This window comes from Actinomadura pelletieri DSM 43383 (assembly GCF_003634705.1).
Taxonomy (GTDB): domain Bacteria; phylum Actinomycetota; class Actinomycetes; order Streptosporangiales; family Streptosporangiaceae; genus Spirillospora; species Spirillospora pelletieri.
Genome location: NZ_RBWU01000006.1, coordinates 519,788 through 545,770, shown reverse-complemented (window position 1 = coordinate 545,770; position 25,983 = coordinate 519,788). Strand labels below are relative to the sequence as shown.

Genomic DNA, 25,983 nt, shown 5'->3' with positions numbered 1-25,983 from the left:
TCAGCCGAGACCGATGACGGCGCCGAGTTGCCCGACCGCCTCGGCCAGCACCGCCACACCGCCCACGCGCCGACCGAGCCGTCGCAGGGCCTTCTCCGTCCGTTCGGTGTCCGCGTCGCCGGACTCGGCCTCCGTCCGCACGTCGGCGAGATCCCGGCGGGCCCCCTCGAGTTCGGGGACGTCGGTGGCGTGCCGCTCCAGCAGCCGCTCGATCCGGTCGAGCGCCACCGCGAGTTCCTCGGACGACGCGATGTTGACCTGCTGGTTCTGGGTGACGTTGTCGCCGGTGGCGATCATCCCGGACACCTGGGCGTGGCCGCCGATGATGATGCTCCGGTCGCCGTACTCGGTCATGCCGTCCTCCGGTTCGTTCACGGGTTGATGCGGTCGGCGCCGCTCTGTCGCTGCTGGACGCGCTCCCCGACGGCGACCTGGCCTGCCAGGGTGCCGCCGGTCATGATGACCCCCTGGTTCATGATGACGCTCGCCTGTGTCCGGTAGGTGGACACGTCGATGCCGCACTCGTCGCCGAGATAGTCCAGGAGCGCCTCGTTGACACGGCGTTCGATGAGCCGCGTGTACTTGTCGACGTCGAGTTCCTGGAACAGGTCCCGGGCGTCGGCGTCCGCCACCAGTTCGCGGACGCTGATCCGGGCGCCGTACTCGTGGACGAGGTCCGTTCGCGGGTCGCCGGGCGCGTCCGCGGCCGACGCCTCCCGGATGATCCGCCACAGCGCCGAGACGAGCCGGAAGGGGCCGAGCAGCGGCGCGGTGAGCAGCACCCGGGGAAAGGCGAGGCGAAACGCGTTCCACACCAGCCGTCCGCCGCCCCAGACGGGCAACTGATCCACGATCTTGAACTGGTCATGGACGGGTGGCAGCACGGTCACGACGAACCGCGCGTACAGCATCCGGCCCTCGACGGCGAGGTGGACGAACGCCGACATCGCCGCGTCCTGCTCCTCCGCGGGGGCGACGACGCGGCCGTCCGGGGTCCGGATCGACTGGCCCTGGACGCCGACCGACACGCGCTGGAAACAGCGGACCCCGCCCTGCGGATGCCGGATCGCGGCCTCGACGGTCTCCTGCGAGGCCACCGAGAACGGGGTGGGCCCGGTCGGGTCGATCAGCGGGTGACCTTCGTAGTCGTCCCGTGTGAAGGCGTCCACCGGGCGCGGACGCTGGACGCACCGGCCGCGTGCCACGACGTGCCAGCCGGTGACGAGCCCGTGGATGCGCTCGTTCGTCGGCAGCGGACGTTTCCCGTCGTCGCCGGGCGCCGACTCGTCCCGCATCTGGAGGAGCTTCGCGCGGATGCGGTCGTGCATCACCACGGGGTCGACGGTCGCGGGTGCGGCGTCCTGGTCGAGCGCCGACGGATCCGGCGACGCCGGCTCACCGAGAAGGGTCGGCGCCCTCCGGTCCAGTTCGAGGATGACCGACCACACCTTCGCGTTCGGTGAGCGCGGATCTCCCGCGCCGAGGAACGGGTTGTCGCCCTCGCACAGGGTGACGTTGCCGTTCTGGGACGCCCGGACGCGCGCCAGCGCGTTGTCGAACCGGGTGCCGCCGCCGCCCGGCCCAGGGCCGTCCGCCCCGGGTCCGAGATCCCGGGCGAGCCGCCGCAGGACCAGGGCCAGATGGCCGACGACCACGAGGGAGAACAGCCCGAACAGCGTCGCCGCGACGACCAGAACGGCGAGGCCTGCGGCCACCACGTATTCCAGCGGCGGGACGCCCGCGTTGACCGCCGCCTCCCGGATGCCTGTGGCCAGGACCGCCGCGATCAGCGCCGGGAATGTCGGTGCGAGCAGGAGTAAGAACCGTCCCGGCCAGGACAGCCGGCGCCAGAGGCGGAAGAGCAGCGCCCAGTAGCCCAGCGCGAGCGCGAAGGAGACCATCAGGGCGGGCAGGAGGATCAGCAGGGACAGCCAGAGCACGCCGATGAGGAGGTCGCGGACGATCCGCATCCTGCGGGCCCGCCGGGCGTGCCTGATGACCGGTTCGAGGTCGTAGCCGTGGGACGGGACGATCGCGCGATGCCAGTCGTACACGTACTCCCTGATGACCTTGTCGCAGAGGTCCTTGTCCAGGTACGTCGCCGCGGCCAGGTAGCGGGTGAGGCTCTGCATCGGGCCGGTGGAAGGTTCCCTGCTCGGCCCGTGGTGGAAGAAGGTGGGGCTCGGGGGGCTGTCCGTCTGCACGTCCAAGAGGCTCGACCCTCCACAGGTTCGGTGCGGAGTACGTCCATGACAGAACCTAGCGCCAACGCGCGACGGCCTGTGAGTTATGAACGGGTCGGTTCGTCACTCGGCGTCGGGTTCGGTATCCGGGGTGCGGGCGAGGAACGGGAGGCCGGCGGACGGGTCCTCGAACGGCGCGACGAAGCGTTCGAACCAGCTCAGGACCGGATCCAGCCAGCCGACGACGCCCATCGTCGCGGCGACGTGGGCGATCTGCTCGTCCTCCTCGAAGCCGATCGCGACGACGGACAGGTCCTCGTGGAAGCCGGCGTGGTCGTCGTCGCCGTAGAGGGCGGTGAGGGCGACGGGCCGGTTGCGTTCGAGTTCCATCGACAGCGGGTGGCGGCGCAGGGCGCGCAGGCGGTGGCCGAGCTTCGGGTCCGGTGGCTGCTTCAGGCCGGGAAGCGGGTAGTCCAGCGGCGGGGCGGGCGCGTGCTTGTCAGGGGCGCCGCCGCCGAACGGGAACAGCCGGTCGAGTTCGTGCAGCCACCTGACCTGCGGGATGACCCAGTCAGGGCCGGGTGCAGTGCCGGGTGCGCCGCCCGTGAGGAGCCGTCCGGCGACCTCGGCGACGGCGGCGGTCAGCTCGGCCGGCGGATACGCGGTCCGCAGCGCCCGGGACCGCCGTGTCACCGCGCGCTCCAGCACGGTCGCGAGCGCGCACTCCCGCAGCCGCGGGGTCAGCCGGGACCAGGCGCGCGCGAGTTCCGGCGGCACGGCGGGCATCGGACGGTTCACGACATGCGCGAGGACGAGCGTCTCCGCCCACAGCCGCAGCCACGCCCAGTCGGGATGCCCGGCGACCAGGTCGGCCTCGCGCAGCTCGTACAGGGTGCAGGCCCGGCCGGAGCGGCATTCGCAGCCGCAGGCGGCGGAGCGGCGGCCGTCCACGGGCGGCGGCGGGCCCGGCCGCTCCCCCTCGCGGCCCTCCCCGAGCGGGACCCGGACCCGCAGCGGACGGTCCATCCCGTCGGCGAACACGGCCGCGACGCCCGGACGCAGCGACACCACCTCGCGGGACTGGTCGTCGTCGAGGTTCATGGCCGCGCCGACCTGGTGCCGGTCGTCGAACGCGGGCAGCCGGTGCACGACCTTCAACGCCGTGTTCTTGATGACGTCCGGGACGAGCTTCGTCGGGATCTGCTCGGCGACGATGATGCCCTCCCCGTACGCGCGGATCTCGGCGAGCATCCCGGCGAACAGTTCGACGGCGTGCGAGCTGGTGCGTTCCGGGCCGCGGTTGCGGAGGAGCCGGTGCGCCTCCTCGATGACGATGACGTGCCGGAGGGCGGGGCCGCCCGTCCGGCGCCGCGGGTCCCACGAGGAGTCGGTGCCGTCGCGGCCGCGTTCCCGCATCCGCAGGTGCTCGACGATGCGGATGATGAGCGTCCCCATGAGGAACGCCTTGTCCTCGTCGTTCGCGACGTCCTCGATGGCGAGGACGATGTTGTCGCGGAGCATCCCGCCGATGTCGGCCGGGTGACCGCCCTCGAAGAACCGTCCGGCCGAGCCGATGCGCAGCGAACGGAGCCGGACGTCCACGAAACCCTGCACGTCCGCCATCAGTTCCCGGCCGTAACCGACGTCGGAGATGACCTGGAGCGCGGCGTTCTGCAACTGCTCCAGCGTCGGCACGGCCGGTTCGATGAGCGAGCCGGGCACGCCCGCGCCCGTCACGACGTCCCATCCGTTGTTCTCGTAGACGCGCTGCAACGCCTGCGCCATGATCTGCGGAAACGGCTCCTCGGCGTCGAACGCGGCCTGGAACAGGGCCCGCACCATGTCGATGTGCGCCTGCACCGGGTAGCCGGGTTCGGGCGCGAGGGGGTTCACCGACAGCGGCACCGAACCCGGGTCGGACGGGTTCACGACCGTGACCGGGCCGCCGAGGTCGGCGATGCGTCCCGCCATCGCCGCGTACTCCGACTTCGCCGGTTCGATCGCCAGCCACGGGATGCCCGCCCGCGTCAACTGCTCCAGCAGATGCCGGACGGTCTGCGACTTGCCCGCGCCCGTCGCCCCGGTCACGAACACGTGCCGGTTGATGGTCGAACGCGGGACGGTCAACCGTCCGACCTGCCGGTCCTGGCCGTCGAGGATGGCGCCCAGCTCGATCCGTGTCTCCTCCACGTCGCCGTCCGTCTCGGACGTGACGTCGAAGTATCCGGCGTCCAGCACCCGCAGGCCCGGGACCTCGCGGCGCGGCAGCCCCGCCAACGCCGCCAGCGCGCCCGCCGTCGCGACGAACGGGAACCGCTGCTCCGGCTCGGCGACCGAACGCACCGTGGCGGGCCCCTCGCTCGGCGCCCGCTGGAGCATCGCCCGGAACGAACCGCTGCCGTACCCGGACCTCAGCCGGTACGGATGGTGCCCGAGTTCCATCGACCCGACCAGCACCGGCGCGATCTGCCCCAGCTCCGCCTCCGTGGCCGCCCCCGCCAGAACCCTTACCTGCCAGAGCCCCGCCTCGCGGAACGCGTCCAGCTCCGCGAGCCGCTGGTCCGCCCGCGCCACCGCCAGCCGCGCCTGCTCGTCCTCACCGCGCCGCAGCATCCGCAGCTCGTGGTGCAGTTCCCGCATCTCGGTGTCGATGAGCCGCTCGTCGCACGGGTCGGCGACGACGAACCAGCCGAACGGCCGCTCCATCAGCGTCACGAGCGTCGCCTCGAACAGGCCGGGGCCGGCGTCCGCGCGTCCGACCTGCGGGGCGAGGCGGCCGGGACAGCGCGTCCACACCATGCGGTCCGCCTGGCGCAACCACCCGTCCCCGATCGGCGCCCCGCGCGCACCGCTCGGGAACAGCAGCCCGTGCGCCTCCCCGCTCGGCTCGGGCGTGCCGATCGGGCCCGCGTTGGTGATCAGTTCGAGCGGCGCCCCACCGCCCGCCGACAGCCACCCGACGACGAACGACCTGCCGAGCCGAGCCGCCGACAGCGCGGCGGGCAGCACGCTGACGAAGTCCCATTCAGCGGACGCGTCCCGCTGCGGCGCCGGAATCGCCTGGATCCGGTACCAGGGCCCCGGCGGATCCTCACCGCGCGGCGCGGGAGGCGGCCCCGCGGGCGCCGTTCCCCTTCGGTAGGGCTGCATTCCGGGGGGCGGCGAAGTCACTCCAGCATCCTTACCGCACGCCCGCCGCCGCGCCAACGAAACCGGACGATCAGCCTGGAGGGTCGGCCTTGTGCCTGCCGTTCGGCCGGAGCGGCGGCACGACGCGAACCGGACGCGCCGCCCCGCGCGGCAGCGCGTGCCGGGCCCGCGACGGCCGGACGAGCTCGGGCACCTCTGGTTCGGAAACCGGCGGCGGAGGCTCGGTGTCACGTGCCTCCTGCTCGCGCAGGTACTCCTCGAACTCCATCGAGTGCGCGGTCGGCAAAGTGATGATGCCGGGGTTGGCGTCGACGAGCAGGACACGGCGGCCCGTCGCCCCCGAATGCGTGAACACCATCGCGGTCGGCGGCAGTTCCTGAAGCTGCGGCGGCTCGACCCTCAGCTCACGGAACCGCTGCTTGCCGTCGCGAGCCTCGACCGTCCGGCCCCACGCCGTCGCCGAACTGATGCCCTCGACGAGCACCGAGTCGTCGGCGGCGGGCGCGGGGAGCGGCGACCAGACCGGGTCGGTGAGCCCGTCGCCGCGGGGCCGCGCGAACGCGACCGTACTGGCGTAGCTCTCCCCCACCACGTCGAGCAGCGTCTCCCCCGCCGCCTCGGTGATCTCGGCGATGAGGAGCGGCTGTCCGGCGCCGATGTGCTCGGCGGCGACCCGGGCGTCCTCCGGGTTGCCGAGCCGCATGAAGCCGACGGCGGCGTGCCCGCGCCGTCCGAGCCGCTCCCGGACGTGCCCCGGGATCGACCGGTACATCAGCACGAGCCCGGTCCCGGTGGCCTCGCAGGCGTCGATGAGACGGTCCAGGACGTCACCGCGCAGCTTCTCCGCACCGCAGAGGAACAGCGTGTGGTCCCAGCGTCCGCCGGGCGGGGCCTCCCTGATCCGGTGGGTGAGCGCGGTCGTGACGTACGTCCCGAGGATCCGGTTGGTGAGGACTCCGGCACGCCGGTCCATCGACACCACGTGCAGCCGGGCCGGCGGCAGCCGCACCGGCTCGGTCGCGAGCTTCTCCAACTTCCGGAGCTGCGCCTCCAGCGCCCACGCCCGCCGCACCACGATCCGGTCGGTGGCGTCCCGCCCGAACAGCGTCGCGATCCGCTCCAACTGCTCCTCGGTCAGCAGCCCCTTGCGCAGGTCGTCGCGGGGGTCGCCGACCTGGGCGAGGACGCGCAGCGCCGCCGTTATCCGCGGGATCGTCGCCTCAGGACCAAGAACGTCGATAATGCGTTCCAGGATCGAGTTGTCGAACGACAGGTCCCTTGTCCCGCCTTCCGCCTCGCCCGCGCTGACGACCAGCGACAGCACGTCCGCGAGGGCCTCCGGGCTCAGGCCGCGGGTGACGTCCAGGCGCGGCAGGTCGTCGGGCAGCACCCACACGAGCGGATCGTCGCCCCGGTCCGCCGCGAGCCGCAACAGATCATGCGCGACCGCCCCCTCCGACAGGTCGATGACGGTGAGCCGCGCCCCCACCGCCAACCGGGCCGCGCCCATCGTCGTGACGGCCGCGGACCACCCGGCGAGCGTCCCGCCGACGACGTCCACCCGGTCGACGCCCGGCGGAACCGCGACCGGGTACCACTCCCGCTGCCCCTCATAGGCCGACCGGCGCCGCTCCCACTCCGCCCTGGCCTTCGCATACGCCTTCTCGGCCGCGTCCCGCCGCCGCTCCCGCTCCGCCCGCTCGCGTTCCTCCGCCTCCCGCTCCCGCGCGATCCGCGCCCGCACACCCCGCTCGTCCCGCCACAACGCACCACCCGTGATCCCCAGCACACCCCCGAACGCCACCAACGTCACACCCGCGAACGCCCACGGAATCAACCCGACCAATCCACACAAGAGCACAAGCACGACACCGGCGAGCGTGCCCCAGAACACGATGCGCAGCGGAAGCGCCGCCATATGCTCATGCGGCCGCCGGGCGGCCGGCACCGCCGCCGCCCGCTCGGGCTGCTCGGGACGCCCCGGAGGCGGCCCCGGATCGGGGTGCACCTGGGCGTACCGCCAGCCCACATGGACGCGGTCGGGCTGCGTCAGCCGCGCCATCGCGGACCCGCTCGCCATGTCCGTCACGTCGAGAGACCCCTGAGAGTCGCGAGAATGTTTGGAACGCCTCGGGGTGGCCAGGTCGATTTCTACCTAGGTCTACACAGCCCAGGGTAAAGAGCTTGCCGCGTCCCCGCCCCCCGTTCAACCGAACACCCCCCAGATCCTCGCTCCACCCCCCAAAACCCGCCCAACCGCACCGCCACCGCACCCCCACCCTGACCACATCCGGCCACCCCTCCGGCCATCGTTGGGCGTGCGCAAGTATCGCAGCACACAGTTCGCGCACGGCTTTGCCGATAGATGCCACGTTTGAAGCATGGGGCCACGGTGGTCATAGAGGTCGATGGACATGACATCCATCCGGGCCGCATTCCGCCGACTTCGGCCACCATCGAATTCTTGTTCCGAAGGCGCTTAGTAGCCCTCTGGCGCCGGTGGCGGCGGATTTAGGGGGGTGGGCTGGGTCTTTACCGGGAGGAAGTCGTCCAGCTCCATTGTCGGGTGCGGGTACTTCCATTCCACGCTGTCGAAGGGAACGTACATGCCTTCGGGCTGGCCGGCGAGGAAGTAGTTTCCGTCCCATTCGTTGGGGACGGTCACCGGGGCGTCGGCCGGGAAGTTCGCGCCGAGCGGTTCGTACTTCACGTCAACGCCGAACATCGCGTAGACGGCGGCGTCCACGAAGTTGAGGTACTTGATGTCGCCGCGCAGGTGGGTGGCTTGAATCGCCAGGCCGTGCACCTGGTCACGGGCGAAGTACAGCGCGCTCAGGTCTTTGACGACCTGGTCGAAGTTGTGCGCCCCGTCGTGATGGACCAACGCGCGGGTATGCGGTTCGGAACCGAGCACGGCGGCCACATAGGTCGGCGCGTCCCCGTGGAACATGCGCACGCGGGTCATGGCACGCGGGAAGGTGCGGCGCAGCCGTTCGTAGGTGAACTGCAGATAGGCGTCATTGACGTCGACGAGGTCGAGTTCCAATCCCATGGGCTCGACGCAACCGCCCAGAATCGTCGACGAACCCCCCATGAAGACACCCACGTCGACCAATCTGGACAGTTCGCCGTGGCAGCGTTCGACGCGCCGGAAGAGGTCGAAGTAGTGGTAGGCGCTGCACTGGTCCTCGTAGGCGAGGTCCACGCCCTGCATCCGGGTGGCCGTCCGGTCGAAGATCGAGCTTTTGCCGGCGAAGGTGTCCAGGTCGGCGTGGTGTCCGCCCTGAATGGGGATTCCCAGCACCTCATGCGGATTCTCGGCGTCGGCCAAACCGGGAACGGGGTCGAGGAAGGTCCCCCAGGTGTCCCGATGCATCGCCACGGTCGAGACGTAGTCCGTCATCTCCAGCCGCCTCTCTGTGGGGTTCCGTCTCCACTGTCGGGGTTGTGGCAAGCCAGGTCATCGCGCCGAGCGCGGCCAGTCCGGCCACCGCCGCGCCGAGCGCCGTGGCGGGGCCGAGGGGCGGCGTCCAGTCGCCGGTCAGCGGGTTCACGGCCGGGACCTTGCCGTACAGGCCGTGCTGATACCTGATCATCGCGTAGGCCAGCGCGATCAGATGCGCGGGCAGGATCGCGACCGCCAGCCATCGGGTGACCGAACGGACGAACCGCGGGTCGAGCAGTTGACGTTCGTCGATGACATGGGCGGCGAGCACCGCGGCGCCGACCGCGGTCGGCAGGATGTAGCGGCCCTGCGCCATCATCCCGTCCTTTTCGGCGCCCATGACGTCCATCCACAGCGGCAGCGCGAAGGCGCCCGCCACCACGAGCGCCAGACGGCATCTGTCGGTCCGGCTTCCGGACGCGAGCGCCGCGATGACCAGGAAGCCCGTCGCGGCGAACCAGATCGCGTAGAAGGCGTCCGGCATCTCGACGTCCACCCAGCCGAACAGCCCGACCATGGACTTCAGGTAGAAGGACGTTCGCTCGACCACGACCAGACGCAGCGCCTCCGCGGGGCCGAGCCCGGCTCCGACAGGAACCGGGACGAGTTCGGTGGCCTTCATCGCGAGCGTCCAGATCGCCGATCCCAGGCACGCCAAGGTCACGACCGTTCCCGTGATCCAGCTTCCCCGGTTCCGTACCAGGGCGGCGAGACGGGCGCGTCCGGCCGTGCCCACAAGGATCACCAGGGCGAGCGCGACGGTCATCGGGCCGTCGGGGCGACTCCACGCGACGGTCACGGCCGAGACGCCGACAAGGATCAGTTGCCGCCGGTCGGGAGGGGCCTTGTCGAGCACGAGCGGGATCAGTGCCGTCCACATCGCGATCGCCGCCGTGACCTCCAGACCGTTGGCGTTGATCACACCCGCGAGATGCATCGCCATCGGTGTCGTGGCGACCAGGAGCCCGGCGAGCAGGAAGGGTCGCCGGGACCACGCCAGCACGCTGTACACGGCGGCGGCCAGGAAGGCGGCGGAGAGCGCGGCGCTGACGAGGCGGGCGACCAGCAACCCGCCCTCACCGGGCCACCATCTGAGCGGCCAGCCGACGACGGCGTAGTAGGTGGGCTGGTAACGCCCGGCTCCGGCGGTGAACTGTTCCACCGGCTCGTGCTTCGGCTTGGCGGGCACGCGCACGCAGTTCGCCGGTTGCCGCGGTTTCCAGGCGAAGCACGGCGGCGAAGGGTGGGCGACGCCACCCGGCACGGTCTGGTGCGTCCCCGGCAGCGGCCGAGGCAGCCCCGGTACCGGCAGCCGCACTGGAGGGGCGGCGATGTCTCCACCGACAACGCCGGCGGCGCGGGTGATATGCGACTGCTCGTCCGGTCCACCGTCCCAGGGAAGGGCGATCGCCCAGCCCGCGCCGACCGCGAAGAAGCCCAGGAACGCCAGTGCCACGATCGACCGGAGCCGCCGCGTGGACATCGCCGGCCTCATCGCGGAGGCCCGCCGGGGTTGGTGCGCATGCGAGCCGACAGCGCCCGTCCCAGCTGCGCCACCGCCACTCCCAGCTCCGGGGTCGGATCGGGTGGGGCGGCGGACGCGCTCCTCAGCTCGCGCAACTCCTGGAGCGCGCCGGCGTGCTCGGCCTTGATTCGGTCGAGTTCGGACCGTAGGCGGGCCAGCTCCTGCTGCTGCGTGTTGATGGTCTCGGCCAGGCGGTCCGCGTCCTCGGTCCGCGCCTCCGCCTCGTACTGCAACTGCAGGACACGGGTGTAGAGAGCGATCCGGTTGTTCTCCATGGCCGCGAGCAGGTTGGACGACGCCAGGGGCCGTAGCGCCTCGAAGATCTTCTCCATGCCGGGCGCGTCGGCCCTGGCCAGCACACCGAACCCGAACACGGCGGGCACGATCACGAGGCGCCAGTCGTCATCGGCGTCGTCCAGCGCGTCCTCGATGGCCGTGAGGACGCCGTTGCGCGGCCCGCCCGCGTGAGCGGCGACCGTGAACACGCCGTCGCCGACGAACCCGGCGGGGGTGACGCCGTCGTGCCAGACCGTCGGCCCTTCCGTGGTAGTGGGGTGCGTGTCCTCGGGCGCGAGGGGGGACGGCTGGTAGTAGAAGTCCCGGCGCCCGCACGGCCACAGCACGTCGTGCAGGACGACCATCGCGTCCGGGGCGTTCTTCATGATCCACGCGAGTTCGGCGCGGACGACCGCGTAGTTGTGGTCGCCGTCCAGGACGTACAGGTCGGCGACCGGCAGGTCGCCGAGCACCTCCGGGGAGAACCCCTCCACGAGATTCAGTCTCGGGTCCTCGTCGAGGACGGCGCGAAGGTCGTCCCCTGGGCGTGGTTCGACGCAGTACACCGTCCCACCGAGATCGGCGTACAGCGAACTGACCTGCCCGGACTCCACACCGACCTCCACGACCGTGGCGATCTCGCGGTGGGCGAAGAAGACCTCGAACAGTTCCCGGAACGTCGACATCGAGTGCAGCAGCAACGGCTGCTCGCGGGCGGCACGGGCCTGCGCGTCCGGATCCGCCGGGGACCCGGTCACCAGGTGCCCTGTTCGAGTCGCACCGGACTCGCGAGCGGACTCATCGGGTGTCACCGAGCTTCCTCCTGGCCATCCGTCCGGCGCCGGCCGCGACGCCCTTCACACCGGCCGTCCGGTACTCCTCGCGGAGCCTTCCGGTGAGGCGCGCGGCCCGCGCGGACCGCTCCGCCCTCCTGTCGACGGGCATACGCGGCGCCATTCCGGTCATCGACTGCGGCAGCATCGCGAACGCGACGGTGACCTGCCCCGACGACACCGCCGGAACACCGGCGCGGCGGGCGAGGGGAAGCCACACCGCCGCGTACGAGGTGTCGAACCGCATCAGGTTGCCGCCGAGGTAGTGGCAGTCCGCGTAGTGGAGGCCGACGAAGTCCTCCGGGCGGTCCCAGCGCAGCACGTGTTCGCGGCGGCGGCCACCCGCGATGACCTTGACCTCGATCCAGTCGACCCGCACGATCGCGGGCCGGCCCGGGATCGCCAACGAGATGTCGACCGTGTCATGGTGCTCGAAGTCCAGGCGGGCGAACGACAACCCGTTGTGGTTGATCCTGACCCGGCGGCGGATCGGTTCGTGCCACCGATCGTCCGCCGTGCGGTAGCGCAGCCGCGTCTCGTACGGCTCACCGGTCGGTTCCAGGGCCGCCGGCTCGATGGCGCCGTCCGCGATGGCGCGGGCCAGGGCGCCGAGCCCGGTGTCGGACGCGGCGATCAGCGCGGGCCAGAACGAGTCACGCATGTTCAGGTCGTCGAGGTCACCCGGCGACAGGTAGGGGATGGCCGACTTCAGATCGGCGGGCAGCAGGGTCGTCACAAGCGAAGAGCCGAAGTTGTCCTCATGCGTCCAGTTGCCGAACACGGCGGCCTCGGCGGGCGTCGGGGACCGCAGCGCGGCCACCAGGATCCTCGCCAGCCGGTCACGGCCCGGTCCGGGACCGGCGAGGTCGGGCCAGGCGCCGTCGGCGGCGCCGACATACCTGTTCCACAACTGCTGGAACGCCAGGACGCCGTCCTGCACCGTCCGGCGTTCGGCCCGCTGCGATGGCGAGTCGGACGTCTCACCGAGAACCGGCTCGCCGTCGTCGGTGTAACCGATCAGCGAACCGCACAGCGCGTTGACGCACTGCTCCACGATCTCGGGGCTCCGCGTGACGGTCGCGGCGACATGCGCCGGATGCCCGGCCTGCGCCAGGTAGCCCTCGGCGCGCAACCCGGCCAGGTACACCCGCTCCGCCCGGGTGTCGGTGGCCAGGTAGAGCCCGGACACCCGGACGTCGATCCGCGCGATCTCCAGCGCCCTCGCGAGCTGGCGTTGGATCGTCCCGCCCCAGCCGAGGTCGACCAGGGTCAGCTCACCCGCGGTGAGCGTCGTGTCGTCGAGCGCGCCGGCGGCCCGCAGCGACTTGATCATGCGTTCGCGGGCCGTGGTGGCCGTCACGGCGAGCCGGTTGCGCAGGTGCGGCGTCTCGGTCAGCGCGCGGGCCACGCGGTCGGCGATGTCGCCGTTGTCGATGACGGTGTCCAGCTCGGTCGCGAGGCCCGGCACGTCACCGGGATGCAGTTCCAGGACGGACAGCGTCTGCCGGACGGTCAGCCGGTAGCCGGTGCGCAGGAACGCGTGCACCGCGTCGGTGTCGTGCGGGTCGAGGCCCGCGAGCGACGTCACGAACCGCGACAGCCAGACCGGACCGGCCTCGACGTCCCAACCGCGGGCCCGTGCCGCCTCGTTGATCAGCCGGGACAGCAACTCGCCCTCGCGCATCGAACACCACAACCGCCGGGTGCCGGACTCGTGGGCCCTGGCCGCGGCCCATTCCGCGAAGCCGGTCAGGACCGGGCCGAGCACGCTCGCGCCGAACCGCCACGCCACCTCCAGCGCGGACGTGGTGAACGGGACACCCGTGTGCACGACCTTGGCGCGCAGGCTGGTCAGGCCGAAGTCGCCGTGCCGGTCGTCGAGGTCGGGGGCGAAGTCGCCGAACGGGTGGTCGGGTTCCTGTTCGCGCTTCAGCACGTCCAGGTACGGTTCGTCGCCCCGGCGGTAGTGGACGGTGCGAACGCCGAGTTCGGACGGCACCTCATGGTCGGCGACGGCATGGTCGCCGACATGCACGATCTGCTCCGGGCTGCGTCCCAGCTCGCGCAGCACGATCTCCCAGAGGCCGGACGCCTTGGCGGCGCCGTGCTGGTTCGACCGGAATATCCGCACCTCCTCCATGGCACCGAGTCCTGGACGGTCGAGCAGGTGCCTGAGCTGGTCCTCCGTGAAGTAGGTGTCCGAGACGAGGACGATCTCGACGTCGTGTTTGCGCGCGGCCTTCACCAGGTCGGCGACGTCCAGGTCCACCACCGTCAGTTCGCGTTCGAGCCGCAACTCCATCTCGACGAGCTGTTCGAGCGGCGCGGAGCCGAACACGCCTTCCGGCATGGCCCGCCAGATGTCGAACAGCGAGACCTCGGTGCCGAGGGTGTCGCGACCGCGGCGGGCCTTCTCCTCCGCGGCGATCCGCATCCGGCGGAACGTCGCGTCCGTCACCCAGTGCGGGCAGAGGTCCGCGTCCCGCAGCCGGTGGCCGAGCAGCGCGAAGACGTCGCTCGGGCGGGGGACGCGTCGCCAGAGCACGGTGTCGAAGATGTCGAGCGACAGTACGGTGCACGCCCGGTCGGCGATGATGCGGTGGACGTTCTCGAGCAACGAGCACCCGGATTCCTGCTTGGTCAACGCCGTACCTCTCCCCTGGTCCTGTACCGGCGCGCGCGGCCCCCTGCCGCGATTCGCGACACCCTATCCACCGTTCTCTCCTCTGGCGGGCCCCACCGGAAGGCCCGGTGCGGTCGGGGCGGCGCGGCGGGCGGCACGGTCCTCGCGTACCAGCCGACCGGCCTCCTCCGTCGCCCCGTCGAAGATCACCCTGCCCTGGCGCATCGTGACACCGCGATCGCAGAGCCCGACCAGCATCCGGATGTCGTGCGCGACGATGACCATCGTGCGTCCCTCGCCACGCAACTCCCGGATGCGGTCCAGGCACTTCTCCCGGAACGGCGGATCACCGACCGCGAGCACCTCGTCGATCAGGAACACGTCCGGGTCGGTGTGCGCGGCGATCGAGAACGCCAGCCGCATGAACATGCCGGACGAGTAGAACTTCACCTGGTCGTCCAGGAAGCGTTCGACACCGGAGAACTCCGCGATCGCGTCGAACTTCCGCGTGATCTCCGCCCGGGACATGCCGAGGATCGCCCCGTTGAGGAACACGTTCTCCCGTCCCGTCAACTCCGGGTGCAGCCCGGCGCCCACGTCGATCAGGCCGGCGACACGGCCCCGGACGAGCACCGACCCCTCGTCCGGCCGCATCACCCCGGAGATGAGTTTGAGCAGCGTGCTCTTGCCCGACCCGTTCAGCCCCATCAGCGCGACGGTCTCGCCCCGTCCGATCGTGAGGCTCACCTCGTCCAGGGCGCGGAACCGGTCCGAGAGGCTCTGCCGACGGAACGCCCGGACACTCATCTCCTTGATCGAACGCGCGTGCCGCAACGTGAAGTTCTTCGTGACGCGGTCGATGACGATCGAGGAAGTCAACGGCTACAACTCCTGCGCGAAACGCTTCTGCATCCGCGCGAACGCCGCGCGACCTGTGGCGAACACCAGAATGCTGACGGCCATGGAAACACCGGCTCGGACGTACAGATCCGGGGGAAACGTGAAGCCGCCACCGGTTCCGGGGAACCAGAAGGCCCGCTGGAACAGGGACACGGCGCTGACGAGCGGGTTGGCGAGGTACACGTCCAGGACCCAGCCCGGCGCATGCTCCCGGACGTGCGTCCACGGGTAGATCATCGGCGCCGACCAGGTGATGACGATCATCGCGATGTCCACGCCCTGCTCCAGGTCACGGACGAACACGTTGACGGCCGCGCACAGCAGCCCGAGGCCCAGCCCGAGAACGGCGATGATCGCGAACCCGCACACGGCCGCGGCGAGGGCCTGCGGCGACGGTCGCCACCCGGTCGCGACGGTCGCGCCGAGAAGGATCGTCATTCCGGGCAGGAAATGCACCAGTGACACCAGCGCCGACGCCGTCGGGAAGAGCTCCCGGGGCAGGAACACCTTCCGGACCAGCGCGGCGTTGTTCGTCACCGAACGGGTCGCGGAATGCAGCGTCTCGGTGAACAGGTTGATCAGCACCATGCCGGAGAACAGGTAGACCGCGAAGTGCTCGATCTGGGTGTCCATGCCGAGGAAGACGCCGATGACGTAGTAGTAGACGGCGAAGTGCACCGCCGGCCGTACGTACGACCAGCCGAGGCCCAGCAGCGACCCCTTGTACCGGGCCCGCAGTTCGCGGCGCACCAGCAGCCGCATCAGGTACCTGTTCCGGAACGTCTGACGCAGCCCGCCGTCGTTCCCGGGCGGCCGGAGTTCCGCGTCCGCGCCGATGGGTGTGACCGTCATCCCCGCGCGTCCTCGGAATCGGCGGGAGTCGAGGCTTCGAACGTCGCGCGCCACGCCTCAGGCGAGGCCACCTCCGCCATGGCCGCCCGGTAGCGGCGACTCAGCGCGGGCCATTCGCGGCTGAGCCGCGCGTGGAGGAGCGACGTCCGCTTCAGCAACGTCCTGAACCGCTCCGGGTCGCGCCGGTACCACGCCACCTTCGTGCCGTCGGCGGACGAGACCAGCGCGCTGTCCAACTGGGCCAGCAGGCTCCAGTGCCGGTCGATGTGCGGCACGACCGCCTGCGGGTTGTCGAGCGCGGTCGCGTCCACGGGCCGGAGCTGTTTCATGGTGCCGACCATCGCGCTCGCCAACACGTTCGCCGTCCCCCGCGGTGGCTTGAACCCGCGCCCCCGCCTCGGCGGCTTGCGCCTGCGCACCTGCGGGAACTCCTCGTGGCTGACACGGTTCCGCGCGTCCGGGAAGTCGGCCCGGAACGCCAGGATCTCAGGCAGTTTCGTGGTGAGCCCGTCGTGCATGTGCTCCGGCCCGGTCAGCACGTCCTCTATCGCCGACAGCATCAGCTCCGCGGTGGAGTACTGCATGGCCAGGGCGTGTTTCACGGAGATGATGAAGCTCTCCTTGAGGAGGTTGCCGCCTCGCTCGTACGGAGAGTGCAGGAGCGCCGAGACCAGCCGGTTGCGCTCGTGGAAGTACGCCTGCCAGTCGATGCCGTCGTCCTTGTCCTGCCACGGGACGTGCCAGGCCGCCATCCCGGGGAGGGAGACCGTCGGGAAGCCCGCCTCGCCCGCGCGGACGCAGTACTCGGCGTCGTCCCACTTGATGAACATCGGCATGGACAGGCCGACCTTACGGACCACGTCGGTGGGGATGAGGCACATCCACCAGCCGTTGTAGTCGACGTCCACGCGCCGGTGCAGCCACTTCGTCTCCCGCAGGCTTCCGGAGCTGGTCTTGGCGCGCCGGTTCGGGGCCACGACCGGGCTCGCCGGGACGGCGAAGTCGTGTTCCCGCCTGGTGTGCGGAGCCTCTTCCCACCACCAGCGGTACCGTCCGATGGTCTCGCCGTAGGCGTGCAACTGCGAACGGACGAACAGGTTGAACATATGCCCGCCCACGATCGTCGGTGTGCGGGCGAAGTCACCGAAGGCGACCGCGCGCAGCACGCCCTCGGTCTCGGTGACGACGTCGTCGTCGAGCAGGAGGACGTAGTCGCTCTTCCCTGCCCTGACCGTCTCGTCCATCGCCCTGGAGAAACCGCCCGACCCGCCGAGGTTGCCCTGCTCGATGACGCGAAGCCGTGGCCCCAGCGCCTCCGCCGCCAGCGCGAAGTCCTCGTCGTCGCGGACCCGCTGCGTGCCCTGGTCGACGACGTAGATGTCGTCCACGACCTCCAGCACCTCGGGGGCCCGACCGAGCGCCACGAGCTGGTCGACGCAGAAGCGCGGCCGGTTGAACGTCGTGATGCCCAGGCTGACCCGTCCCTGCCGGACGGGACCGGTCGCGCTCACGTCGGCGCACCAGTCGGCCCGCTCCAGGACGGCGTCCTCCTCACCGGCGAGGATGTCCATCCAGTACCAGCCACCGTCGATGAACGGGCGCAGGGGCAGCCGCACCGTCTCCTCGCGGGGCTCCGCCGAGTCGATCCGGATGGAGTCGACGCGCTGGATGTGGCCCTTCGCGCTGGACCGGTAGACGATCACCGTGGCCTGTCCGCGCAGCCGAACCCGCAGGGTCACCTCCTCCACCGTCGTCCAGCGCCGCCAGTAGCTGGCCGGGAACGCGTTGAAGTAGGTGGCGAACGACACCCGCCGGCCCACCGGCACGACGACACTGCGCCGGCCCACGTTCTCGGCGAGGCCGGAGAGCAGACCCGCCTCGACGGCGGCCTCGGCGGCGAAGGCCTCCGCGCCCCGGGCGATCTCGCCCTCGACGTACAGCTTGAGCACGTCCAGGTCGCGGTCCACGGGCATCACGACCCGCTGCAGAACGCGTAGATCTGCGGTGGCGGCACCATCCGGCTCGGCCGCATCGGCGGATCGGCTCACTCGTCCACACCTCCGTGTTGCTTCTGGGGCGACGCCGCCCTGAGGCCACCGTTCGTCGACCGCGCCCCCTCGCTGAAACGGGGACGCAGCCTGTTGTCGACCATGCCGAGCGCGCTCGCGATCGCCATGTGCATGTCGAGGTACTTGTAGGTGCCGAGCCGCCCGCCGAACAGCACACCGTTCTCGCGCGCCGCGAGTTCGCGGTAGGCGAGCAGGCGAGCGCGGTCGCGGGCGGTGTTGACCGGGTAGTACGGCTCGTCGCCACGGACGGCGGCCCGGGAGAACTCCCGCACGATCACCGTTTTGTCGGACGGGTAGCCGGAACGCTCGGGGTGGAAGTGGCGGAACTCGTGGATCCGGGTGTACGGAACGTCTTCGTCGGCGTAGTTCATGACCGGGGTGCCCTGGAAGTCGCCGGTCGGCACGATCTCCGTCTCGAAGTCCAGGGTGCGCCAGCCGAGTTCGCCCTCCACGTAGTCGAAATAGCGATCCAGTGGCCCGGTGTAGACGACGGGAACGTCGCCGACCACGTCGTCGCGCACGTCGAAGAAGTCGGTGTTCAGCCGGACCTCGATATTCGGGTGGTCGGCCATCCGCTCCAGCCAGGCCGTGTACCCGTCGACGGGGAGGCCCTCATGGGTGTCGTCGAAGTAGCGGTTGTCGAAGGTGTACCGCACCGGCAGCCGAGTGATGATCTCCGCCGGCAGTTCGCGCGGGTCGGTCTGCCATTGTTTCGCGGTGTACCCGCGGATGAACGCCTCGTACAGCGGACGACCGACCAGCGAGATCGCCTTCTCCTCCAGGTTGGTCGGAGCCGTCACCTCCGCCGCCTGCCCGGCGATCAGCGCACGCGCCTCGTCCGGTGTGAAGACCCGGCCGAAGTACTCGCAGATCGTCCCAAGGTTGATCGGCATCGAATACACGCGGCCCTTGAACGTGGAGTACACGCGGTGCCGGTACTCGGTGAAGGCGGTGAACCGATTCGCGTACTCCCACACCCGCTCGTTGGACGTGTGAAACAGATGCGCGCCGTAGCGGTGGATTTCGATGCCCGTCACCGGCTCGGTCTCGCTGTAGGCGTTCCCGCCGATGTGTTCTCGCCGTTCGAGCACCAGCACGCGCAGGCCGAGTTCGGCCGCGCACCGTTCGGCGACCGTGAGTCCGAAGAAACCGGAACCGACCACCACGAGATCAATATTCACTGGACGGCGTCCATCCCATGCGGGGGGAGCGGAGGACCCGGCCGCGCACCCGGCGCCGGCCGATCCCTAGATACCGATGCGGCTAAGATACCCGGGGTTTGATCGGTAGCGGCGCAGTTCCAGGGATCGCGGTGACCCCATCTCCTTCCATCAGCGCGGCGCGCGGTCCGGCGCACGGTCCGGCGCGCAGTTCGGCGCACGGGGCGCGTCCCACGGTCTTTCTGCATGTCGGGGCCGCGAAGAGCGGCACGACGTTCCTCCAGCACGCGCTGTGGCACAACCGCGACCGGTTGCGGGAGCGCGGCGTCCTTTTTCCGGGTAAGGACATCGCCGCCCATGTCAGGGCGGCGTTCGACCTCCGCGGAACGTTCTTCTCCGGCGCGTCCGATCCGCGGAACCACGGGGCGTGGCGGGCATTGGTCGAGGAGGCCCGCGACTGGACCGGAAGCGTGATCATTTCCCAGGAACTGTTCGCGCCCGCCCGACGCGAGTACGTCCGGCAGGCCATGAGCGACCTCGATTTCGCCGATGTTCATGTGATCTTCACCGTGCGTGACCTCGGGCGGCAGATCCCGGCGCATTGGCAGGAGGACGTCAAGAACCGGTTCACCACGTCGTTCACCGAGTTCGTCACGGCCCTACGGCAGCAGAACTGGCGCATGTTCGAAAGCGCCCGGCTGTTCTGGGGACTCCAGGACCCGGTCGCCGTCCTCGGGCGTTGGGGCGCGGACCTGCCGCCCGAACGCGTCCATGTCGTGACGCTGCCCCCGCCCGGCGCTCCGCGCGACGTCCTCTGGCGGCGTTTCTGCACCGTCACCGGCCTCGTCCCGGACGAGTTCGACCTGTCCGCCACGTTCGCGAACTCCTCACTCGGTCTCCCTGAGACGCAGTTCCTGCTGCGGTTGAACGACGCGCTCGATGACCGGATCGGCTGGCACGCCTACAACGACGACGTCAAGCTCTTCCTCGCCCAGGAGGTGCTCGTGGCGCGGCCGTCACCGCTCCGGATCGAGTTGCCCGCCGAGCATGTTCCGTGGGCGACCGAACGGGCCATCGAGATGGCGGAGGGACTGCGGGCCGCGGGCTACCACGTCGTGGGCGACCTGTACGAGCTGATGCCCATGGCCGCATCCGGTCCCGCCCTGGGGACCGTGCCCGCGCCCCCGCCCGACGAGGCACGCTGGACGGAGATGGCGGACGCCGGTGTCACCGCCATCTCGGCGCTGCTGCGGCGCATCCTGGAGAAAGAGGAGCAGACCCGAGCCGTGCCCGGCGCGCAGACTCCGGTTCGCGACCGGATCGACCTGCTGCGCAGGGACTCCACCGACCTCGTGGAGACCACCGGAAGGCTCGCGGACAACACCGTGCCGCTCATCCGGTGGGCGGCGCGGAACGCCGGCGACCGTTATCCCGCCGCGCGGCGGCTGCGCGGCGCCTATCGGAGGGTGCAGGGCAGGATGGTGCGATCCGACGCCGAGACGGGAGCGAGGTGAGCGCGCCGATGACGCGGTCGGCGTCCGGAAAGTCCGTCTACCTCCATGTGGGGGCGCCCACGGCGGACGCGGCGTTCCTGCACCGGGCCCTGTGGGAGAACCGGCGGCGTCTCGCCGATGTCGGCGTCTGCTATCCCGTCGCCGGTCCGCAGGAGCACTTCGGCGCCGTCATGGATCTTCGGGAGATGAGCTGGGGCGGGCGGCGCGAACCGGACTGGGACGGCGCGTGGACGCGAATGGTCGAGCGTGCCCGCGCGTGGGACGACCGCACCGTGGTCTTCTCCCAAGGTCTTCTCGGCGGGGTCACCGAGCAGCAGGCCAGGCGGGCCGTTGCGGCGCTGGAACCGGCCGAGGTGCACGTGGTGTTCGCCACCCGCGACCTCGGTTGGCAGCTCATCCTGGACTGGCAGGAGCAGGTCCGGCACGCCCACACGATCACGTTCGAGCGGTTCGTGGACGACCTCGTCGCCCACGGCATCGACGCTCCGGAGCCGTACGGCCCGATGTTCTGGGGGCTGCACGACCCGGTCCGGGTTCTCCGGACGTGGGAGTCCGCCGTCCCGAAGGAGCGCGTCCACGTGCTCACCCTGCCCGCGCCCGGCGGCGGCCACGGTCTTCTGTGGAACCGCCTGCGCGACCTGATCGGCGTGGACGCCGAGGCGTGCGACGTCGAGGGGATCCCCGCGGACGAGCCGCTGTCGGCGGTCGAGGCGGAGTTGCTGCGCCGGCTGAACGAGCGAATCGGACCGGCGCTGGGCGACGACTACGAACGCATTGTCGGCGAGTACCTCATGAAACAGGGGCTCACCGGAACCGACCGCAGGCCGATGGGGCTGCCGGCGCGGCATGTGGAGTGGGCGGCCTCGCGCACTCGGGAACTCGCCGACTCCCTGAGGACCAGCGGCTATGACATACGCGGAGACCTCGACGAGCTGACGACGTCCGGTGAGCCGGGCTCCGGCACGCTGCCGGGCGATGTCTCCGACGAGCTGATCGCGACCGCGTCCATCGAGGTCGCGGCGCATCTGCTGAAAGAGTTGACGCTGGCGCACGAACGCATCGGGCTCGCGCACCTGCACAGCGAGATGGCCGACGTCCGCGACAACCTGCAACGGCTTCTGGAGGTGTCCGCGTCTCACCCACCGGCGCTCCAACGGGCCGTACGGCGCGCCACGGGCAGGCGAAACCCGTGAGCCCGGATCCGGGAGTCCTCGGCGGCGAACACGTCACGGCGGTCGTCGTCACCTACGAGCGGCGCGAACTCCTGGACGAGGCGCTGACCGCGCTCGGCGCACAGACGCGCACCCCGAACCGGGTCATCGTCGTCGACAACGCCTCCGCGGACGGCACCACCGAGATGGTCACCGCCCGATTCCCGAACGTCGACCTGTTGACGCTGCCGCGCAACATCGGCGGTGCGGGCGGGTTCAGCGCGGGCATGGCGCGTGCGCTGGACGGTGACGCCGACTCCGACGCCGACGCGTCCGAACGCGACGCCGATCTCCTCTGGCTCCTGGACGACGACACGGTCCCCGAACCGGGGGCACTCGAAGCGCTGCTGGCCGCGCGAAAGCAGGCCACGACCAGTGCCGACGGGCCGCCCGCGCTGGTCGCCGGACGGGTCGTATGGACCGACGGCCGCGATCATCCGATGAACACGCCGCGTCCGAAGCCGCGACCGACGCCGGTCGAGTCACGGATCGCGCGTGCCGCGGGGTGCGTGCCGATCCGTTCCGCGTCCTTCGTGTCCGTACTGGTCGACGCGGCAGTCGTCCGAGAGTGCGGGCTCCCGGTCGCCGACTACTTCCTCTGGAACGACGACTTCGAGTTCACGACCCGGCTGCTGCGCGGTCGCCGTGGGCTGCTCTGTCCGGCCAGCGTCGCGGTCCACAAGACCGAGCGGTTCGGAGGGGCGGACGCCGACCCGGGCGAGCGCTTCTTCTACGAGGTCCGTAACAAGATCTGGCTGTTCAGCAGGAGTTCGGGCCTGGCTCCGGCGGAGCGCGTCCTCTACACCGGATCCACTCTGCGGCGGTGGGCCCGCACCTTCGCCGGCTCTTCGAACCGGGCGAGGCTGGGTCGAGCCATGCTCCGCGGTATCAGGGCGGGGCTGTTCGGTCGCCCGAGACCCACCGCGGCACTACTCCGCGAGGTCGGCGTCGACGTTCCCGTTCCCGCCGTCGTCCCAGGCGGTTCCACCACCAGGACCGAAGACCCGGCCTGACCGCGCTCACCGAAGGTCGAGAAAGTCGAGTTCCGCCTGCCCGGCGAGCCTTCGCAGGCTGATGGTGTTCCACCCGGCCGTGAGGGTCACTCCCGCCGTCGCGGACGCCCATCCGGGCCGTGCCGTGGAGGGCAACGACACCGACCCCGTGACGGACCCGTTCACCGCGAGTTCCAGGTCGGCGCCGTGGCCCGTTCTGTTCGCGTACCGCGTGCTGATCGAATACCGTCCGGCGGCGGGTGCGAACACCGGCACGTCCACGCGGCAGCCGTCGTGGGTGAACGGGCCGATCGTCCGGCCGCCCGACGCCTTCGGCCGCGCCCGCGCGGGCACACAGCCGTTCAGCCGCGCCCGCTCCGCCTCGTGCCGTACGGGGACGCCCCGGACGGCGGGCCGCGCACCGTCCCATCCGAGCCGGGCGACGTACATCCCCCGGTTCACCCTGGAGCCGCCGCGGTAGGCCAGGATGCCGTGGAAGACCAGGTAGTCGCCGTTCTCGTCGGTGAGAAGGTCCGCGCTGCCCGGACCCTCGACCGTCCGCCGGTAGCCGTCGGTCGACTGGAGCGGCGACGCCGCCTTCTCGTACGGACCCTCGATCGAGGACGCGACCGCGTAGCGGGTCTGGTAGTTCGGCTTGAAGTACCACCCGGACGAGTAGAGCAGCACGTATTTGCCGCCCCGCCGGACCAGGTCGGGAGCCTCCACGAGCACCGGCTCGTTCGCGCTCCGACCCATGATCCGTTTCGGCAGACCGGCCAGGCTCAGCCCGTCCGGCGACAGCTTCACGAGGTAGATCGCGGCGGTCTTCAGCTCGTCGCTCTTGTAGAGCAGGTAGCGCGTGCCGTCCGCCTCGATGTAGGAGGCCGGGTCGATCGCGCCGCCCAGCGTCAGCGGGCACACCAGCGGCGCCCCCTCGTGCGGGATGAACGGACCCGCCGGTGACGTCGCGGTCGCGACACCGATGCACTGGTGGTCGCTGTCCTTGCGGCGTGCCGAGAAGTACAGGACGTACGGGCCCGACCCGGCGCGGGGCGGGACGACCTCGGGCGCCCACGTCCGCCCCCCGGTCGCCCACGAGGGGAGCCGGGCGAGGCCGTCGCCCGGCGACATCTTCCACGGCCCCAGGGGGGACGGTGCCGTCGCGACCGGCATCGTCGCGGACGGGTTGTTGGTGCCGTACGCGAAGTACCTGCCCGCCACCTTGATCACGGTCGGGTCGGCGAACGAGCCGCGGATCACCGGTTCCGTCGGCGAGTAGCCGGGCGGGTCGATCGGCACGGGCGACCCGGCGGGACTCGGCAGCGGCGGCCCCGGTGGCTCCGACCGTCCGTTCGACGCCCCCGCCGAGGGCTGTGCGCCGGCTCCGCCGGACCCCGGTCCCCAGGCGACGGCGGACAGGACGACCGCCGCCACCAACGCGCTGATGGCGGCTCCGGCGACCACGGGCAGCGCGGGCGCGAGCGCCTGTACGTCCCCGCCCGTCCTCCTCATAGCTCCCGAATCATGCCAACAACCCGCTCTGAACGACGAACCGCCGAGGACACGCGGGCACGGCGGCAGGACCGCGCCGGGAACGTCGCTCATGCGCGAAAGATCCCGGCACTTCGTTACGCTTGATCAACGTCCGCGGCCCGAAGGAGAGACGGAGTTTGATCCGGCAACTGCGGCTCGCGACCCTGATTCTCCTGGTCATCGCGGCACTCGGGCTCAGCGGCTGCAGCGGCTTCCAGCGGGAGGACGATCGGGGCGGGACGCCGAAGAGGACCGCGCCGGCGAAGAAGCCGAACATCGTCTTCGTCCTCACCGACGACCTCTCCTGGAATCTGATCGAGCACATGCCGCAGGTACGCGGGATGCAACGGGACGGGCTCACCTTCGACAACTTCCTCGTGGCGGACTCGCTGTGCTGCACCTCCCGCGCGACGATCTTCACCGGAAGATATCCGCACAACACGGGCGTACGCACCAATTTCCCACCCGACGGCGGCTACCAGGTCTTCAAGGCGAAGGGCGGCGAGCAGGCGTCGTTCGCACCCCTCCTCCAGCGGGCCGGATACCGCACCGCCCTGCTCGGCAAGTACATGAACGGGTATCAGCCGAACGACGCGCAGGGCGGCGGACGACCGTACGTCCCGCCGGGCTGGAACGAGTGGTACGTGGCCGGCAACGGCTATCCCGAGTTCAACTACGACCTGAACGAGAACGGGCGGCTCGTCCACTACGGCGACGAACCGCAGGACTACCTGACCGACGTCCTCGCGAACAAGGGGCTCGATTTCATCAGGCGGGCCCACGCGTCCGCGCAACCGTTCATCATGGAAATCTCGACGTTCGCACCCCACGGGCCGTTCGTTCCGGCGCCGAGGCACGCCGGCGCCTTCCCCACCCTCCGCGCTCCGCGCTCGGCCTCGTTCAACGAAGCCGATGTCGGTGACAAGCCGTCCTGGCTCCGGTCGCGTCCCCGGATGGGCAAACCGAGGATCCGCCGCATCGACGCCGGCTTCCGCGACCGGGTGCGCATGGTCCAGTCCGTGGACGAGATGATCGGCCGGATCCGGACAACACTGAAGGAACTCGGCCGCGACCGCGACACCTATGTGGTGTTCGGCTCCGACAACGGCTTCCACATGGGCGAACACCGGCTGGCCGGGGGCAAGATGACCGCCTACGACACCGACGTCCGCGTCCCCTACATCGTCACCGGCCCGAACGTCCCGGCCGGTCACCGGGTCGAGGAGGTCGCGCAGAACACCGACCTGGCGCCCACCTTCCTGGAACTCGCGGGCGTGCGCCCGCCGCCCGCGACCGACGGCCGGTCGCTCGTTCCTTTCCTGCGCGGCACGAAGCGACCCGACTGGCGGCAGACCGCCCTGATCGAGCACGTCAAGCCGCCGCCGTCCCCCGAGGACCCGGACCGGCAGGACTCGGCCCCGGGCGCCCCGACCACCTACAACGCGATCCGGAACGACGACCTGCTCTACGTCGAGTACGCCAGTGGAGAACGCGAGTACTACGATCGCCGCCGCGACCCTCATGAACTGGACAACATCTTCGGCACACTGCCGGAGCAGCGGCGGCGATACCTCTCGAACCTTCTCGATGTACTGGCGCACTGCTCCGGAGTCGGCTGCACCTCCGCAGGCAGAAGCCGGTAAGAGAATGCGTCTCTTGTACGCCGCTATCATCGCTGGCGACCACGACCGCGCGGCGACACGTGCAATTGAGTTAA

General features: G+C 70.6%; 17 protein-coding genes. 4 read left to right on the top strand and 13 right to left on the bottom strand.

What is annotated here, in order from left to right:
• The 12 genes from BZB76_RS27705 to glf form a co-directional block, all read right to left on the bottom strand.
• The gene (locus BZB76_RS27705; RefSeq protein ID WP_121437337.1) at positions 1–375 is read right to left on the bottom strand and encodes a DUF5955 family protein; all 375 of its coding nucleotides are present in this window, start codon (positions 373–375) and stop codon (positions 1–3) included.
• Positions 372–2,204: a hypothetical protein gene (locus BZB76_RS27700; RefSeq protein ID WP_147449575.1), complete on the bottom strand. Its 1,833-nt coding sequence runs from the start codon at positions 2,202–2,204 to the stop codon at positions 372–374. Before BZB76_RS27700 ends, BZB76_RS27705 begins: the two co-directional genes overlap by 4 nt.
• Before the next feature lie 102 nt (positions 2,205–2,306).
• Complete coding sequence (locus tag BZB76_RS27695; protein ID WP_121437335.1) at positions 2,307–5,333, bottom strand: ATP-binding protein; 3,027 nt, start codon at positions 5,331–5,333, stop codon at positions 2,307–2,309.
• A gap of 70 nt (positions 5,334–5,403) precedes the next feature.
• The gene (locus BZB76_RS27690) at positions 5,404–7,413 is read right to left on the bottom strand and encodes a hypothetical protein (protein ID WP_121437334.1); all 2,010 of its coding nucleotides are present in this window, start codon (positions 7,411–7,413) and stop codon (positions 5,404–5,406) included.
• A gap of 399 nt (positions 7,414–7,812) precedes the next feature.
• On the bottom strand, positions 7,813–8,637 hold the full coding sequence (locus BZB76_RS27685) for a class I SAM-dependent methyltransferase (protein WP_147449574.1): 825 nt from the start codon (positions 8,635–8,637) through the stop codon (positions 7,813–7,815).
• 1 nt (position 8,638) lies between these two features.
• Positions 8,639–10,261: a DUF2142 domain-containing protein gene (locus BZB76_RS27680; RefSeq protein WP_170180777.1), complete on the bottom strand. Its 1,623-nt coding sequence runs from the start codon at positions 10,259–10,261 to the stop codon at positions 8,639–8,641.
• 8 nt (positions 10,262–10,269) lie between these two features.
• Positions 10,270–11,337 (bottom strand): class I SAM-dependent methyltransferase, encoded by a 1,068-nt coding sequence (locus BZB76_RS27675; RefSeq protein WP_211343216.1) that lies wholly within the window; start codon positions 11,335–11,337, stop codon positions 10,270–10,272.
• Between the two features lie 40 nt (positions 11,338–11,377).
• Complete coding sequence (locus BZB76_RS27670; protein WP_121437331.1) at positions 11,378–14,056, bottom strand: HAD family hydrolase; 2,679 nt, start codon at positions 14,054–14,056, stop codon at positions 11,378–11,380.
• 63 nt (positions 14,057–14,119) lie between these two features.
• Positions 14,120–14,914, bottom strand: a complete 795-nt coding sequence (locus BZB76_RS27665) for an ABC transporter ATP-binding protein (protein WP_246007244.1) — start codon at positions 14,912–14,914, stop codon at positions 14,120–14,122.
• 3 nt (positions 14,915–14,917) lie between these two features.
• On the bottom strand, positions 14,918–15,787 hold the full coding sequence (locus BZB76_RS27660) for an ABC transporter permease (RefSeq protein ID WP_121437330.1): 870 nt from the start codon (positions 15,785–15,787) through the stop codon (positions 14,918–14,920).
• Positions 15,784–17,835, bottom strand: a complete 2,052-nt coding sequence (locus tag BZB76_RS27655; RefSeq protein ID WP_246007243.1) for a glycosyltransferase — start codon at positions 17,833–17,835, stop codon at positions 15,784–15,786. The genes BZB76_RS27660 and BZB76_RS27655 overlap by 4 nt, the downstream gene beginning before the upstream one ends.
• Positions 17,832–19,037, bottom strand: a complete 1,206-nt coding sequence (gene glf, locus BZB76_RS27650; protein ID WP_121437329.1) for a UDP-galactopyranose mutase — start codon at positions 19,035–19,037, stop codon at positions 17,832–17,834. Before glf ends, BZB76_RS27655 begins: the two co-directional genes overlap by 4 nt.
• Positions 19,038–19,168: 131 nt before the next feature.
• Between glf and BZB76_RS27645 the strand changes: the two genes are divergently transcribed.
• From BZB76_RS27645 to BZB76_RS27635, 3 genes are read left to right on the top strand one after another with little or no spacing between them, the layout of a single operon-like run.
• On the top strand, positions 19,169–20,530 hold the full coding sequence (locus BZB76_RS27645) for a hypothetical protein (RefSeq protein ID WP_121437328.1): 1,362 nt from the start codon (positions 19,169–19,171) through the stop codon (positions 20,528–20,530).
• Entirely contained in the window at positions 20,527–21,723 is a 1,197-nt protein-coding gene (locus BZB76_RS27640; RefSeq protein ID WP_121437327.1) for a hypothetical protein, read from the top strand. The genes BZB76_RS27645 and BZB76_RS27640 overlap by 4 nt, the downstream gene beginning before the upstream one ends.
• Positions 21,720–22,754, top strand: a complete 1,035-nt coding sequence (locus BZB76_RS27635; protein WP_121437326.1) for a glycosyltransferase — start codon at positions 21,720–21,722, stop codon at positions 22,752–22,754. The genes BZB76_RS27640 and BZB76_RS27635 overlap by 4 nt, the downstream gene beginning before the upstream one ends.
• A gap of 6 nt (positions 22,755–22,760) precedes the next feature.
• Here the strand turns inward: BZB76_RS27635 and BZB76_RS27630 are convergent, their stop codons facing one another.
• Positions 22,761–24,245, bottom strand: a complete 1,485-nt coding sequence (locus tag BZB76_RS27630; RefSeq protein ID WP_170180775.1) for a family 43 glycosylhydrolase — start codon at positions 24,243–24,245, stop codon at positions 22,761–22,763.
• A 158-nt stretch (positions 24,246–24,403) separates the two neighbouring features.
• Here BZB76_RS27630 and BZB76_RS27625 point away from each other — a divergent pair, with 158 nt between their 5' ends.
• On the top strand, positions 24,404–25,909 hold the full coding sequence (locus tag BZB76_RS27625; protein ID WP_170180774.1) for a sulfatase family protein: 1,506 nt from the start codon (positions 24,404–24,406) through the stop codon (positions 25,907–25,909).
• Positions 25,910–25,983: the final 74 nt, after the last annotated feature.

Coding starts and splice junctions, on each gene's coding strand:
- BZB76_RS27630 (WP_170180775.1), bottom strand. CDS start 24,245: ATGAGGAGGACGGGCGGGGACGTACAGGCGCTCGCGCCCGCGCTGCCC.
- BZB76_RS27695 (WP_121437335.1), bottom strand. CDS start 5,333: ATGCAGCCCTACCGAAGGGGAACGGCGCCCGCGGGGCCGCCTCCCGCG.
- BZB76_RS27690 (WP_121437334.1), bottom strand. CDS start 7,413: ATGGCGAGCGGGTCCGCGATGGCGCGGCTGACGCAGCCCGACCGCGTC.
- BZB76_RS27680 (WP_170180777.1), bottom strand. CDS start 10,261: ATGTCCACGCGGCGGCTCCGGTCGATCGTGGCACTGGCGTTCCTGGGC.
- BZB76_RS27660 (WP_121437330.1), bottom strand. CDS start 15,787: ATGACGGTCACACCCATCGGCGCGGACGCGGAACTCCGGCCGCCCGGG.